This is a genomic window from Pseudomonas fakonensis, assembly GCF_019139895.1.
Classification (GTDB): Bacteria; Pseudomonadota; Gammaproteobacteria; order Pseudomonadales; family Pseudomonadaceae; genus Aquipseudomonas; species Aquipseudomonas fakonensis.
In genome coordinates this window covers 2,207,731-2,222,831 of the sequence record NZ_CP077076.1, presented here as the reverse complement: position 1 = coordinate 2,222,831, position 15,101 = coordinate 2,207,731, and the positions used below count along the sequence as shown (strand labels likewise).

The window sequence follows — 15,101 nt, the reverse complement described above, 5'->3', positions numbered from 1 at the left end:
GCACCAGAACACCTTCGCTCACTCACTGCAACTGGGATATACATTACAAACTCGGCCATCCGGCATTATGAAATCACTAAAGTCAGCGTAGTTACCTCGACAATACCCTCTGACATCTTGCTTTCCCTTACCCATACATCTCCTCCACCCGTCCGAAAACCGAACCCAAGTGTCTCTAAAATAAGGCCTCTCCTCGACAGCGAGCCGTATATCCATCCGAACTATTTTCCCCGGCAATTGGTCAAGCGTGTAGGCCGCAAAAGGCTTTCCAACACCCGTCTCGCCACGCTCATTATCCTTCTTGCAATCGAGAATCTTCCGAATGATCCGGTCAGTCCCCGCCGTACGAAACAACCACTGACACTCACCATAGAAAACGTCCTCAGCCTCAGACTTCATCGTTCGCAAGTGCTTATCGGGCAATTCGACGTACACACCAATATTCGCAGCATCACCATGCTGATCTCGAATTGATTCCCCATACGTCGCATTTATAGTTATTTTTATGTGCCGCAGGATCATCTGACACCCCTTAATCACCTTACGAATCTCTACAACAGCCACCGGGTCATATTTTTCGCGCCACCTCTTGTTATATGTCGGCATTGTTCGCCGCCAATCGGTAACCGCGCATTTTGTTTTAGGATCAGGGACGTATCGGGTACTTGCAGAGTAGGAAAAGTTAGGCGGCAACTCACCCACCAACGTAAACGTATTGGATTCTTTATCCCCACACCCCACCAACACCGCAACACTCACCAACCAACAACTTTCCTTGAATCCAACTTTCATACCCTCTCCCCCTCTCAAACCAGCAAATGCCGCCGCAACCGTTCCATATGCGCCGCCGGCAATTCCCCCGGCCAAGGCTCACACCCTTCCGGCAACTCGAACCCTGGCGAGCGCAGGCTGTTCACCAGCAAAAACTCGATCTGCTTCTGCGTGTGCCACCCCCACCCCTGCCCGCGCTGCAACTGCCGCTGCAACCACGGCAGCGGTGGCTGCTGTTCGGCGAGCTTCAGATAAGCCTCCAGGTGTTGGCTGTAGAGGTAGCGGTGGGCGTTGGCCACGGCGATGGGGCCGTCCACCGCCGGGGGCGGTGCTTGCAGCCAGGCGGGGTGGGTGGGAACGGGATGGGCGCCAGGCAGGGGGTTGTCTGCGCTGGCCCAAGCCTCGCCCTGCCAGTAGCAAACGCTGATGGCCTGGCCGAGGTAGGCCGGCAGGGTGGCCTGGGCCAGGGCCAGGCCGCGGGCCAGTACGCGGTTGTCGTGGAAGCGGTACAGCGCCTGCTGCGGGGGCTGGCCCAGCAGCAACCGCGCCCGCCAGTGCGCTACCCAGGCGGGCATCTCGCCTGGGGCCAGGCTGGCCAGCCAGCCCCAGTGTTCGCCTGGGGCTTGCAGCAGGGGTTGCAGCAGCGGCAGTTCGGTTTCGCCGACCAGGCAGCACGCCGGGCCATGGTCGGCCAGGTAGGCGGCGTCGGTTTGCTGGTACAGCAGTTGCCAGCGTTCACCTGGCACGCTGGCCATCAAGCGTTGGCCGGCTTCGCTGCCCGCCTCGAGCAACACGGCGATGTCGTGGCCCGCAGCGCGCTGCTGCGCCAGCCACTGCCAAGGGGATAGCGGGCTCATTGGCCACCTCCGGCCGGCAGGCACTGGCCGTCGCGGCAGCTTTGGCACAACGGGCAATAGTCGCTGCCGGCGGCCTGGCTGGCCTTGAGCAGCGCCAGCTGGCTTGGCGCGGGCGGCATGGAGGGGGTGTTGGCAAGGAGGGCGGCCGGCGCGCCGCCGAGCTGGATCGGGCTGCTGGTGAAGATGCCGCCGGCATTCACCAGCAGGTGCTGGCCGGCGACCTTGAGGGTGATGCTGTTGCCGCCCTCCACCAGCACGTCACCGTCAGCCGATATCTGTACCCGCTGGCCGGCGTGCTGCAGCAGCAGCGTGCCGACCCGGGTGTGGCTGGCCTGCTCGACGGTGAGGTGGTCGCTGGCGTGCAGCAGTGTCTTGCGCTCGCCCACCACCACGGCCTGCTGCAGGCCGCCGATGTACAGCTGGCTGTTGCGTTCGACGCGCTGCTGCAGGTCGCGCTGGGCACGCAGGTAGAACAGCTCCTGGCCGCCGCGGTCGTCCATGGCCAGTTCGTTGTAGCCGCCACCACCGCCCAGGCTGCGGCTGCGCAGCACGGTGCGGCTGTGGTGCTCGGGCTGGTTGTAGGGCGGCATGTGCAGGCTGTCGGGCAGGCAGCCGCTGATGACCGGCTGGTCGGGGTCGTCGTCAAGAAAGCTCACCAGCACGGCCATGCCGACCCGGGGGATGGCCAGTGCGCCATGGCGGTCCCCGGCCCAGCCGGAGGCCACCCGCAGCCAGCAGCTGCTGTGCTCGTCGCCCTGGCCTTCGCGGTCCCAGGGGAACTGCACCTTGACCCGGCCGAAGGCATCGCAATACACCTCTTCGCCCTCAGGCCCGGTGACCCGGGCCTGTTGGCTGGAGGGTGCGCGGGGCTTGGGATGGATCAGCGGCGAGCGGAAGGTGGCATCCCAGGGGATGGCGCTGAAGGTATTGGCGTAATGGTCGCTATCTTGTCCACCGGCCTGTTCTTCCAGCACCTGGGGCTGGTGCCCTGTATGGGTGACCTGGGTGACCAGCCACATCTGGTTGCAGGCCTGCTGCGGGTGGCCGCTGAGGGTCAGCAGCCGGCCGCTGGCCAGCGCCGGCGCGTCGCTGCTGCCGTCGGCCCGGCAGCGGCCAACCCGGCAGCGCTCAAGGGCGCGTTGGGCCTGCACGCGGCCGCGGGCCTGGTCGAGGGTTTGCAACAGGCCACCGGGGTAGGCGTAGTGCTCCAGCGCCGGGGCGTCGCCGGCGCGGCTGGCATGGGCCAGCTCGACGCTGGCCTTGCGAAAGTCATGGTCGCGCAGCATCACCTGCTCGACGCTGCGTTGCACGGTCATGGCAAACGCGCTGACCACCGGGCCTTCGGCGTGCATGCCGTTGCCCGGCACAAAGGCCAGGCTGGCGGGCAAGTGCGGGAAGTGCATCTGGTGGTCGCTGAACAGCACCCGGTGGCCACCGGGCGCATGCTCGAAGCGGTAGTGAATGCCCTCCTCCTGGCACAGCCGCTCGACGAAGACCAGGTCGCTTTCGCCGTACTGCACGCAGTAATCGCGCGGCGGGTAGTCGGCTTCGAGCTGGAAGGTGAAGGCATCGCCGAGCAGGCCGTGCTCTTCGAGCAACTGGGCGATGATTTGCGCCACGCTGCGCTGCTGGAAGATGCGGTAGTTGTGGCGCAGGGCCAGGCGCGCCATGTGCGGCACCAGGCGCACCTGATAGTGGGCCAGGCGGGTGCCGATTGCGCCCTGGCGAGCCTCGGCCAGCACCCCGTGTATGCCCCGGCCATCGGCGTCGAAGGCGAGGAACGCCGGCTGCCCGAGCAGCGCCTCGAGGGCCACGCTCAAGTTTTCGCTGACCAGCTGGATATCGAAGCTGTAGAGGGTGCCGATGCCTTCGCTGCCGCTGAAGGAAAGCACCTGCGCGTCACGCGGCAGGGCGTCGGCGTGCAGGCGCAGGCGTTGTGCGCTGAGTGGGTTGAACATCCTTTGTCCTTGTATTTGCGCGGCAGCGGCGCGGGGTTCGGGCCCTGCCGAGGTGGCAAAGGGCGAACGCTAGCAAGAACAAAAAACCCGTGCTGTAGGACGCTTCTGACGCGAAAGTGGGGCGATTCCCTTTGAAATGTCAGCCTTTGTCGAATGTTTCAGCCGTCGCACAAAATCATGCCAAACATGCATTTATACAAATAAACTTAATCACTAAACAGCATATTAACTTAGAACCAAAAAGCCTTTCACAACCCTCATAAAGACCATTAAGTTCTGTAAACCGACCCCAACCTGGCGGAGGCAAATGGATGTGCGCCAACGTCGTCGGGCCCCCGCCAGGGGTACGTCTGCCCTGTTGCGCACCTTCGCTTGAGACCTGAACGGAGACGCAACATGGGACTTTCCCGTAGAGACTTGATCGCCCGCATGGCCGCCATCGGCGGCTACTCGGCGGCGCTGGGCGCGCTGGGGCACAACGCCCTGGCCGCCACCTTCGAACCCCTGCAACTGGCCGCCAACGGCGGCAACGGCAAGCGCGTGGTGATTGTCGGCGCCGGCATCAGCGGCCTGGTGTCGGCCTACGAGCTGCGCAAGGCAGGCTTTGCCGTGACCGTGCTGGAGGCCCGCGAGCGGGTGGGCGGGCGGGTGTGGACCCTGCGCCAGGGCGACCGCATCGAGCACAACGACGGCACCACGCAAACCGTCGAATTCGACCAGGGGCACTTCTTCAATGCCGGCGCCGCGCGCCTGCCCAGCCACCACCTGACCATCCTCGGCTACTGCCGCGAGCTTGGCGTGGAGCTGCAGGTGCTGGTCAACAGCAGCCGCAACGCCCTGGCCCAGCCAGACCTTGCCCGCCCGCCGCTGCTGCTGCGCCAGGCGGTCAACGACACCCGCGGCCACTTCAGCGAGCTGCTGGCGCGCAGCGTCAGCCGCAACAGCCTGGATGCCGAGCTCAGCGGCGGCCAGCGCAAGGCGCTGCTGGACTTTTTGAAGGTGTACGGCGACCTCGACAGCCAGCAGCAGTACCGCGGCTCGGTGCGCGCCGGCTACACACGCTTTGCCGGGGCCGGCGACCAGACCCCGGTACAGCGCCAGCCGGTGCCGCTGGACCAGCTGCTGGACAGCAACCTGCTGCTGCCGCTGGTGTTCGACGAGATTCCGGAATTTTCCTCGACCATGTTCCAGCCGGTGGGCGGCATGGACCAGATCCCCAAGGCCTTCTACCGCCAGGTAAAAGACAGCGTGCGCCTGGGCGCCGAAGTGCTGGGGGTGGAGACCGGCGAGCAGGGTGCCAAGGTAGTGTGGCGCGACCGCAAAAGCGGCCAGCAGCACGTTGAACACGCCGACTACGCCATCGTCACCCTGCCCTTGCCGCTGCTGGCCAAGCTGCCGAACAACTTCGACGCGCCGTTCAGGCAGGCCATCGCCAGCGCCGAGGGCGACAAGGCCAACAAGGTGGCCTGGCAGTCGCCGCGTTTTTGGGAAACCGACTTCCAGATTTACGGCGGGCTCAGCTACATCAACCACGAGGCGCGCACCCTGTGGTACCCCAGCGACCACCTGAACAGCGCCCAGGGCGTGCTGGTGGCCACCTACAACACCGGCGCCGTGGCCCAGCAGTTCGCCGGCAAATCGCTGCAGGCGCAGATTGCCTCGTCGCGCCAGGCGGTGGAATCGCTGCACCCGGGCCACAGCCACAAGCTGGGCCGGCCGCTGGTGGTGAACTGGTCGAAAGTGCCGTTCAGCGAGGCGCCGTGGATCGTCCACGACGAGGTCGCCCAGCCTGGCTACGACACCCTCAACCAGCCCCAGGGCCGCACCTGGCTGGCCAGCGACGCCCTGGCCCATGGCGGCGTGGGCATCTGGCAGAACAGCGCCGCCGAATCGGCCCGCCGGGTGGTCGGCCTGATCGCCAGCCATGCCGCCCAGACCACCCGCGGCGCCGCCGCCTGACCCACAGGAAACCACCCATGCCTCGTTTTCTTCTGCTTGCCGGAGTGCTTATGTCGCTGACCCTCAACGCCCACGCCGACGGCATCAAGCGTGTTGCGCCGCCTGGTTCGAACTTCCCGATTTCGCAACTGGTGACGGTGCCGGCCGGCAGCCAGCTGACCTTCATCAGCGGCACCCTGCCGGATGTTGCCGACCCCAACGCCGCCAAAGGCAGCATCACCGCCCTGGGCAACACCGAAACCCAGGCCCGTTCGGTGCTGAAAAAGCTGCGCACGGCCCTGCAAAGCCAGGGGCTGGGCCTGGGCGATATCGTGCAGTTGCGGGTGTTTCTGGTAGGCGACCCGGCCAACGGTGGCCAGCTCGACTTTACCGGCCTGCAGGCGGCCTACACCGAGTTTTTCGCCACCGCCGAACAGCCCAACACCCCGACCCGCACCGCCCTCCAGGTAGTGGCCCTGCCACTACCCGGTGCGCTGGTGGAAATCGACGCGATCGCGGCCAAGGCGCCCTGAGCGCGCCACCCCGCCAGACAAGGAACTGCGTGCAATGAAGCAAGCCTTTACCACTGCCCCGCTGTTGAGCATGGCCCTGGCGGCGGGGCTGCCCAGCGCCCCGGCCAGCGCCGAAGAACCTGCCGCCCAGGCCCTGGGCACGGTGATCGTGACCGGCAACCGCGGCAGCGAAAAACGTACCGTGACTTCAAGCCCGGTGCCGATCGACGTGATCAGCGCCAGGCAGCTGCAGGAAACCGGCAAGCCCGGCCTGATGGAAGCCCTCAGTGCCAGCGTGCCGTCGCTGACCCTGCCGGAAAAAACCGGCTGGGACGCCAGCGGCATGGCCCGCGCGCCCAACCTGCGCGGCCTCAACGCCGCCCAGGTGCTGGTGCTGGTGAACGGCAAGCGCCGCCACACCAGCGCCACCCTGAACATCAGCGGTATCAACGCCGGCGCCGCACCCAGCGACCTGGACCTGATTCCCATCAGCGCCATCGACCATGTCGAGGTGCTGCGTGACGGCGCTGCGGCCCAGTACGGCTCGGACGCCATCGCCGGGGTGATCAACGTCATTCTCAAGGCCGACACCCGCGGCACCGCCGTGACCACCGCAGGCCAGGGCTACGACGGCAAGAAGCAGACCGTGCAGCAAAGCCTGAACAAGGGCTTCGAGATCGGCCGCGACGGCGTTGTGCAATTTGCCCTGGACGCCCGCAGCCAGAACGACGACAACAAGGCCAGCGCCAACGGCTACAGCGAAGCCGAGGCGCTGGGCCAGGCCGGCAAGGTCACCTACGGCGGCTACGGCACGCCGAAGATCAACCTGCTGACCCTGGGCTACAACGCCGAGCTGCCGCTGGAGGATGACCTGACCCTGTACTCGTTCAGCACCTGGTCGTACCGCAAGGCCGAGCAGGGCCAGAACTTCCGCCTGCCGACCATCGTCAACACCATCACCACCGGGCCCAACGGGCGCCCGGCCGGCTACACGCCTACCTGGTACATCGAGGAGTACGACTACCAGGCGGCGTTCGGCGCCAAGGGCCTGGCCGGCGAGTGGGACTGGGACCTGTCCAGCACCTACGGGCGCAACACTGCCGAACAAGGCACCTGGAACAACCAGAACCCGTCGTTGGGCGAGGCTACCCCCAACCACTTCGAGTCCGGCACCTGGGTCAGCTCGCAGTTGACCAGCAACCTGGACCTGCACCGCAGCTACGAGGTGGGCCTGAGCAAGCCGCTGGACTTCTCGTGGGGCCTGGAGCAGCGCCGCGACAGCTACCAGGTGCAGGACGGCGACTGGGCCAGCTGGGCCGACGGCGGCTACTGCGCGGCGCCCGGCAACTGCGCCTCGTCCGGCGCCCAGGTGACCAACGGCATCTCGCCGGCCGAGGCCACCAGTGCCAGCCGCAACAGCTATGCCGGCTACATCGATGTGGGCTTCAACCCGCTGCCACAGTGGTACTGGGGCGCCGCGCTGCGCTACGAGCACTACGACCGCGGCATTGGCGCCACCCGCAGCGGCAAGCTGACCACCCGCTACGAGTTCACCCCGCAGTTGGCGGTACGGGCCACAGTGAGCAACGGTTTCCGCGCGCCGTCGCTGGCCAACAGCCTGTTCAGCGCCCGCTCCACCACCTACGGGGTGGTCAACGGCGTGTACCAGTCGATCAACTACGGCGTGCTGCCGGTGGGCTCGGCCGCTGCCCAGGCCCTGGGCGCCGAACCGCTGAAACCTGAAAAGTCGACCAACTACAGCCTCGGCCTGACCTGGCAGCCCAGCGAGCGCCTGGCCTTTACCGCCGACGCCTACCTGATCAACGTGCGCGACCGCATCACCCTCACCGGCACCCTGCTTGGCCCCGAGGTAACCGCTGCGCTGCTGGCCAACGGCATCGACTCCACCTCTGGCGGGCAGTACTTCACCAACGGCGCCGACACCCGCACCAAGGGCCTGGACCTGGTGGGCAGCTACGACCACGACCTGGGCAGTGCCGGCACAGTGAAGTGGACGGCGGCGTTCAACTGGAACGACACCGAGATTCTCGACTACAAGGAAAGCGTGAACATTCTCGGCACGCCCTACCAGCTGATGGACCGCCAGGCGCGCAACCTGCTGACCGAAGTGCAGCCGCACACCAAGCTGATACTGGGCGGCAACTGGCGGCTGGACCGCTACCGGGTGAACCTGGGGCTGACCCGTTATGGTTCATGGCGCGAAGTCAACTCGGCGAGCGACCGCAGCCTGGACCGCGAGTACAAGGCGCGCTGGATCACCGACCTGGATGTGGGCTACCAGCTGACCAAGGACCTGGAACTGGCGATCGGTGCGCGCAACTTGTTCGATGTGTACCCCGAGCGCCAGGCGCCGAGCAGCAAGACCATGGTCAAGGGGTATGGGGTGTATTCGCCGTACGGGTTTAGCGGGGGGTATTACTTTGGGCGGGTGACTTATAACTTTTGAGGGTGGCAGGTGTTCGCCGAAGGTTCTTCAGCGCCTATGAGATCGAGCGCCGCCCGCGCGGCGCTCGATCTCACAGGCGCTACAAGGGTTGTGGGGACTGTCAGATTTTTTGTGTGCGGGCCGGTAACGGCCTGCCGTCAGGCAGGCCCTGATTCTCACCAGGTCGGCCTGATGAACCGATCTCCATACAGAATCGCGAATTGATTCATCGCGCTTTTCCAGTCATGGGCCGGCTTTCCCCAATTGGCTGTTATGTTGCGCAATCCCAGCCAGATCAGTTTGGTCGCTGCGTCATCATTCGGGAAATGCCCGCGAGTCTTGATGACCTTGCGTAGCTGGGCGTTGATGCTCTCGATGGCGTTGGTGGTATAGATCACTTTCCGGATGGCGGGCGGGAAAACAAAGAATGGAATCACGCGATCCCAAGCCCGTCTCCAAGCAGCCACCACCGTTGGATATTTCTCCCCCCACGGCCCGTTCTCAAACTCATCGAGTGCTTGCTCAGCCGCTTCAGCATTGATGGCTTGGTAAATCGGCTTCAGCTCCTTGGCCAGAGCTCGCCGCTTGTCCCAGGCCGCGAAGTCGAGGCTGTTGCGGATCAGGTGCACGATGCACGTTTGCAACGTCGTCTCTGGAAACACGGCACTGAGAGCCTCTGGCATACCTTTGAGGCCATCGGTCACGGCAATCAGCACATCTTCGACACCGCGCGTCTTGAGATCGTTAAAGACCTTCATCCAAAACTTCGCACCCTCGGTGTTCTCGATCCAGATGCCCAGGATATCTCGCGTTCCGTCGGGAAGAACGCCCAGGGCCAAGTAAATGGCCTTGTTGCGCACCAGGCCCTCTTCGCGGATCTTCACCCGCAGCGCATCGAAGAAAATGACCGGGTACATCGGCTCCAGTGGCCGCTGTTGCCACGCGCCAATCTCGTCCATGACCTCGTCTGTCACAGAGCTGATGAAGTCGGGTGAGACCTCTGTTCCATACTGCTCGGACAGAAAGGCTCGGATCTCTCTGACCGTCATTCCACGGGCGTACATGGCGATGATCTTGTCATCGAAACCGGTGTAACGCCGCTCATGCTTGGGGATCAGAATGGGCGCAAAACTACCGTCTCGATCGCGAGGGATTTCCAGTCGTAGCGGGCCATCGCCGGTCAAAACCGTCTTGCCACTCTTGCCGTTACGCTGATTGGTTTCATCCGCCGGGCGCTGCGCGCCCGGCGGATAACCCAGGTGGTGACCGAGTTCGGCACTCAAGGCACGCTCGATCAAGGCCTTCTTGAACGCCGCTGAGGCATCCTCGATTGCTTCTGCGGACATCAGGCCCTCGCCGAACTGCTCCAGCAGCTCTTTGGGGATTTTTGGCAGGTCACGCAAGGGTTTCTTTTTGGTTGGCATACATGCACCTCTTACTCATGTTATGCCCGAACACAAAATTTCTGACACCCTCGGGTTGTGGCGAACACCTGGCAGCCCTGCCGCAAACTTCATTCACCACCAAACCGATTAAAATAATTAACAGCCCTGCGAACTAACTTCCCGATAGTGCAACGCCACTCAATAGCACCCCACAACTTCCGCTAATGTTTTCCCCCATTCGTTCGATAACCAGAGCACCCTCCTGCTTGAACTTCCAAGCCTTTGAACGGATTCTTTCACATGCTCTTGGGCAACCTCCGCCTACAAACCAAGCTGTTACTGTCGCTCACCCTGGTCAACCTGATCAGCATCACCGCCTTCATCAGTTACGCCCAGTACTCCAAATCGCAGGATATTCGCCAGCAAATCGACAACCGCTTGCGCACGGTCGCCTACGCCGTGCCGCGGGTACTGGGTGCCGACTACCTCACCCGCACCCGTGAGGCCAACGGCCTGAAGGCCGGTGAGTACGAAGCCCAGGTACGCAACCTTGGTGAGTATGCGCGCGAGGTCAACCTCAAATATGCCTACAGCCTGATGGTCGATGCACAGGGCAAAGTGGCTTACCTGGCCGACAGCGCCAATGCCGGCGACATTGCCGGCGGCACCTACTCCAAGCACCTGGAGCACTACAGCGACGCCAGCCCTGCAGTGATCGAAGCCTCACGCAGCAACCAGGAACAATTCGACGAGTACACCGACAGCTTCGGCAGCTTCCGTTCGATCTTCCTGCCGTTGCACAACGCCGACGGCCAGCAATACATCGTGGGGGTGGATGTCACCCTGGATGCACTGAATGCGGCCATTCAGGCCAGCCTTGAGCGTTTGCTGCTGATTGGCGCGGCGTCTTTCCTGGTCGGTCTGCTGTTGTCCTGGCTGGCCGCGCGCATGCTGGTGCGGGGCATTCACCACCTGACCGGGCAATTGAACTACATCGCCGAACAACGCGACCTGTCGACCACCGTCACGGTGCTTAACGGCGATGAAACCGGCCAGATGGGCAAGCACTTGGCCAACCTGCTTCAAGACCTGCGCCAGACCCTGGGCAACGCCTCCGGCATGGCCGAAAGCAACCAGCGCCTGGCGGAGATCTTCTTGCAGCTTGCCGACGAAATAAACCTGCGCATCCGCCAGGCCGGCGGGCAGTTGGCCGATATCAACCAGCACGGCCAGTCCATTCGCCAGGCCGCCGAGAACTCCTCGAGCCTGGCCGATACGGTGCGCCTGGACCTGAAGTCTGCCGTTGGCGAACTGAGCCTGACCCATCAGGAGTTGAAGCGCCTGATCGGCGACGTGCACGGCAGCACCTCGGCGAGCATCGAGCTTGCCAGCGACCTGCAGCACCTGAGCCGCGAAGCGGAAAAGATCGGCCAGGTGCTGCAGATGGTCGCCGCCATTTCCGACCAGACCAACCTGCTTGCGCTCAACGCCGCCATCGAGGCGGCGCGGGCCGGTGCAGCCGGCCGCGGGTTCGCGGTGGTGGCTGACGAGGTGCGCAAGCTGGCCGGGCAAACCCAAGGGGTGCTGAACGACGCCAACCAGGTCATCAACGCCGTCACCAGCGGCATCCGCCAGATTGCCGAACGCATGAGCAGTACCGCCGAGCAGTCGCGCAGCCTGGCGCAGAGCTCCGACAGTACCCTTGGGGTCATCGACGGGCTGGTGCGCCAGATGGGCCAGGTCAGTGGCGCCATGGACCGCGCACTGACCAGCAGTGAAGAAATCCAGCACGCGGTCACCGACATCGCCGGGCGCCTAGGCGGCATGCATGAAAGCTTTGCACATACCTCGCAGGGGATTGCCGAGATCCACGATTCGGCGACCACGCTGGGCAGCACCGCCAGGGCGCTCAAGGGCGGTTTGAGTGCGTTTCGTACTTGAGGTCTGAATTCAGCCTGGGCAATGAACAAACCAAAAATCATTGATTTAACACGGTCTCTGTGGGAAGTGGCCTTGTGTCGCGATGAGCTGTGTAGCAGCCCCGGCAATTTTGCATGATGCCAATATCCTGGGGCCGCTTCGCAGCCCATCGCGACACGAGGCCGCTTCCCACAGGCGTCGCGGTGCATCTGCGAGACAGCGCAGCCCGAGGGGCTGGGTAATCTCCTACGAGCGGTCATTGACTCAGTGTGGTGATTCATTACGATTAACCTTCAATCGTTTTCGATCAAAGCCTGAGGTCGCCATGACTATCGCCGCCAAAACCCGTTCAGTTACGGCCCATGTACCCGTGGAATTGGCCGAGCGCATCGATGAAATCGCCACCCGGCTCGAGCGCTCAAAGAACTGGATTGTCAAACAGGCGCTGTCTGACTGGCTGGCTCAGGAAGATGAACGAAACCGCCTGACCCTTGAAGCACTGGCAGATGTCGATGCCGGCAGAGTGATCGATCATCAGTCTGTTCAGGCTTGGGCTGAAAGCCTGGGCACGGACTCCCCCCTGCCGGTACCTCGTTGATGGAGTTGAAGTGGACCAGCAAGGGGCTGTCCGACCTGGCACGCCTGCATGAATTTCTAGCTGCCGTGAACCCATCTGCTGCAGCGCGCACCGTTCAACAGCTCGCAGCAGCACCTAACGTTCTGCTGACCAACCCTCGGGTAGGAGAGCGGCTGGAAGAATTCGAACCACGCGAAGTGCGACGGATTCTGGTTGGTCATTACGAAATGCGATATGAGATCACGCCTTCTTGCATCTACCTGCTGCGCCTGTGGCATACCCGCGAAGAACGCTGAAACTCTGCAAGAGCCGGGTTGGGGCGACTGGCCTCATCGCCGGCAAGCCGGCTCCTACAAGTAATGAGTCCACTCCTGCCCCGTTGCCAGTCAACGGCCAAAGCGCGGTATCTGCAAGCCCAGGCTCTCGCGCAGGGTAGTGCCTTCGTAGGCGGTGCGGTACACCCCGCGCTCCTGCAGCAGCGGCACCACTTCGTCAGTGAAGCGGCGGAACTGGCCGGGGTGGCCGATGTAGATGTTGAAGCCATCCAGGGCCCGCGCCTCGAACCATTCGGCCATCTTCGCCGCCACGCTTTGCGCCGAGCCCACGAACGCACCGGGGCGCAGCTGGCGGCCATACTCCACGGCCTGGCGCAGGCTGAAACCCTTTTCGCGGGCCTGGTCGGCGATGCGCTTGGCATTGGTGAAGAAACTGCTGCGGGCGTATTCCAGGCTTTGCTGGGGGAACGGCGCATCCAGGTCGTACTGGCTGAAGTCGTGCCAGCCGAAATTGCGCCCGAACTCCTTCAGCGCCAGCTCGAAGCTGTGGTCGGCCTGGTGGTAGTGGCGCTCGATCTCGCGGGCGTGCTCATCGGTGTCACCGACGTAGATTTCCGCCCCCGGCAACACCAGCAACTGCTCAGGGTCGCGCCCCAGCTTCGCGGCGCGGGCCTTGATGTCGCGGTAGAACGCCTGGCCCTGCTCGATGCTGGCGGCATGGGTGAACACCACATCGGCCGTGGCGGCGCCCAGGTCACGGCCCTGCTCGGAGTCGCCGGCCTGGAAGATCACCGGCTGGCCCTGGGGCGAGCGCTGGATGTTCAGCGGGCCGACCACCGAAAAGTGCTCGCCCTTGTGGTTCAGCCCGTGCAGCTTGGCAGGGTCGAGAAAGCGGCCAGTGGCGCGGTCGCGGGGGAAGGCATCGTCCTCGTACGACTGCCACAGGCCCTGCACCACCTGCACGTGTTCCTGGGCGCGGGCGTAGCGGGTGTCGTAGTCGTAGTGCTCGTCCAGGCCATAATTGCCGGCAGTGCCGGCATCGCCGCTGGTGACCACGTTCCAACCGGCGCGGCCTTTGCTGATCAGGTCCAGCGAGGCAAGCCTGCGGGCGACGTTGTAGGGGGCGTTGTAGGAGGTGGTGAGGGTGCCCACCAGGCCGATGTGGCGGGTGCTGACGGCCAGGGCCGAGAGCAGGGTCAGGGGCTCGAGGCGGTTGAGGTAGTGCGAGGGGGAACCTTGGGTGATGAACTGGCTGTCGACGATGAACACCAGGTCGAACAGCGCCGCCTCGGCCTGGCGGGCGATGTCGATGTACCAGTCGATGTTGACGCTGGCGTCGGCCGGAAGCTCAGGGTCAAGCCACAGGTTGTGCCGGCCAGGGCCGCCGCAGCCCATGGTCAGGGCGCCGAGTTTGATCTGTCGTTGGGTCATGGGGGTGTCCTCGGTATCTTTATTGGGCCGGTACAGGCGAAGTCATTACTTGGCGATGGCCGCCCCGAACGAGCTGTCGAACAGGCTGGCCGCCGGGTAGCCCTTGATCAGGCCGATGCCGGCGAAAAAATCCACGGTCTTTTGCGCATCGACGATCACCTGCGGGTTCAGCGGCGCCAGGTCGGTGCGGGCGCGGGCGAACCAGGCGCGGGCGATGTCGCCGTCGGCACGGGTGCGTTTGGCCCAGGCATCGGCGTAGGCCTCGGTGTGGGCCGGGTCGCTCAAGGTCCAGTCACGGGCCTTTTTCAGGCGCTGCAAAAAGTCGGCGATCTGCGCGCGCTTGGCGTCCACCGCCTTGCTGTTGGCCACCACGAAACTCTGCGCCGGGATCACCCCTTCTGCAGTGGCCAACACCCGCGCGCCCTGGCGCTCCTGCTGGGTGACGTAGGGCTCCCAGGTGGCAATCACGTCCACCGAGCCGCCGTCCAGGGCGTGGGAGGCATCGAGGGCGCTCAGGTAGCGCAGTTCCAGGGCATCGCGTGGCACGCCGGCTTTGTCCAGGGCGCTGAACAGCAGCTGCTGGCTCCACGAGCCCTTCCACAGTGCCGCGCGTTTGCCGCGCAGGTCTTGCAGGCTGTGGATGGATGAGTCCTTGCGGGCCAGGATGGCCACGCCTTCAAGGTTTTGCCGGCTGACCGCGATCACCTTGATCGGCGCGCCGAGGGCGCCGAGAAACAGCGGCGGCGCATCGCCCAGCAGGCCGATGTCGAGGCTGCCGACATTCAGCGCCTCGGCCACCGGGGAGCCTGCGGTGAACTGCTTCCATTCCAGGGTGTAGGGCAAGCCGTCCAATACCCCGGCCGCTTCCATCACCGCCTGGGCGTTGTAGCTCTGGTCACCGACCACCAGTGTCTGGGCGGCGGCGGTGAGGCTGAAAGTGGTGGCCAGCACGGTGGCAGCCAGTTGCTTGAAGTAACGCACGGGTGGTCTCCAGATGCCCGCCTGGGGCATGTAAGGCCGATCCGCGCGTG

General features: G+C 64.1%; 10 protein-coding genes and 1 pseudogene. 6 read left to right on the top strand and 5 right to left on the bottom strand.

The genetic code is table 11. The annotated features are described in order from the left end of the window. Window positions 1–806 precede the first annotated feature (806 nt). Window positions 807–1,628, bottom strand: a complete 822-nt coding sequence (locus tag KSS94_RS10025; RefSeq protein WP_217842820.1) for a DUF4123 domain-containing protein — start codon at window positions 1,626–1,628, stop codon at window positions 807–809. Further along, on the bottom strand, window positions 1,625–3,586 hold the full coding sequence (tssI, locus tag KSS94_RS10020) for a type VI secretion system tip protein TssI/VgrG (protein WP_217842819.1): 1,962 nt from the start codon (window positions 3,584–3,586) through the stop codon (window positions 1,625–1,627). Before tssI ends, KSS94_RS10025 begins: the two co-directional genes overlap by 4 nt. Window positions 3,587–3,982: 396 nt before the next feature. Here tssI and KSS94_RS10015 point away from each other — a divergent pair, with 396 nt between their 5' ends. From KSS94_RS10015 to KSS94_RS10005, 3 genes are read left to right on the top strand one after another with little or no spacing between them, the layout of a single operon-like run. Then, a complete protein-coding gene (locus KSS94_RS10015; protein WP_217842818.1) occupies window positions 3,983–5,545 on the top strand; it encodes an NAD(P)/FAD-dependent oxidoreductase in 1,563 nt (520 codons plus the stop codon). A gap of 17 nt (window positions 5,546–5,562) precedes the next feature. After that, window positions 5,563–6,057, top strand: coding sequence for a RidA family protein (locus KSS94_RS10010; RefSeq protein ID WP_225935858.1), 495 nt, complete (start codon window positions 5,563–5,565; stop codon window positions 6,055–6,057). 34 nt (window positions 6,058–6,091) lie between these two features. Continuing rightward, window positions 6,092–8,503 (top strand): TonB-dependent receptor plug domain-containing protein, encoded by a 2,412-nt coding sequence (locus KSS94_RS10005; protein WP_217842817.1) that lies wholly within the window; start codon window positions 6,092–6,094, stop codon window positions 8,501–8,503. A 155-nt stretch (window positions 8,504–8,658) separates the two neighbouring features. Here the strand turns inward: KSS94_RS10005 and KSS94_RS10000 are convergent, their stop codons facing one another. Next, on the bottom strand, window positions 8,659–9,906 hold the full coding sequence (locus KSS94_RS10000) for an IS256 family transposase (RefSeq protein WP_217838745.1): 1,248 nt from the start codon (window positions 9,904–9,906) through the stop codon (window positions 8,659–8,661). A gap of 1,380 nt (window positions 9,907–11,286) precedes the next feature. Between KSS94_RS10000 and KSS94_RS27550 the strand changes: the two are divergent. From KSS94_RS27550 to KSS94_RS09985, 3 genes and pseudogenes are all read left to right on the top strand, one after another. Further along, window positions 11,287–11,808 (top strand): annotated as a pseudogene (locus tag KSS94_RS27550) (methyl-accepting chemotaxis protein); the annotation flags it as partial. Window positions 11,809–12,112: 304 nt separating this feature from the next. Next, window positions 12,113–12,385, top strand: a complete 273-nt coding sequence (locus KSS94_RS09990) for a CopG family ribbon-helix-helix protein (RefSeq protein ID WP_217842816.1) — start codon at window positions 12,113–12,115, stop codon at window positions 12,383–12,385. Then, window positions 12,385–12,660 (top strand): type II toxin-antitoxin system RelE/ParE family toxin, encoded by a 276-nt coding sequence (locus KSS94_RS09985; RefSeq protein ID WP_217842815.1) that lies wholly within the window; start codon window positions 12,385–12,387, stop codon window positions 12,658–12,660. The genes KSS94_RS09990 and KSS94_RS09985 overlap by 1 nt, the downstream gene beginning before the upstream one ends. Before the next feature lie 90 nt (window positions 12,661–12,750). Here the strand turns inward: KSS94_RS09985 and KSS94_RS09980 are convergent, their stop codons facing one another. Together KSS94_RS09980 and KSS94_RS09975 are read right to left on the bottom strand one after the other, a co-directional pair. Then, window positions 12,751–14,070: an LLM class flavin-dependent oxidoreductase gene (locus KSS94_RS09980; RefSeq protein WP_217842814.1), complete on the bottom strand. Its 1,320-nt coding sequence runs from the start codon at window positions 14,068–14,070 to the stop codon at window positions 12,751–12,753. Window positions 14,071–14,115: 45 nt separating this feature from the next. Next, window positions 14,116–15,051, bottom strand: coding sequence for an ABC transporter substrate-binding protein (locus KSS94_RS09975; RefSeq protein ID WP_217842813.1), 936 nt, complete (start codon window positions 15,049–15,051; stop codon window positions 14,116–14,118). Between the last annotated feature and the right edge of the window lie 50 nt (window positions 15,052–15,101).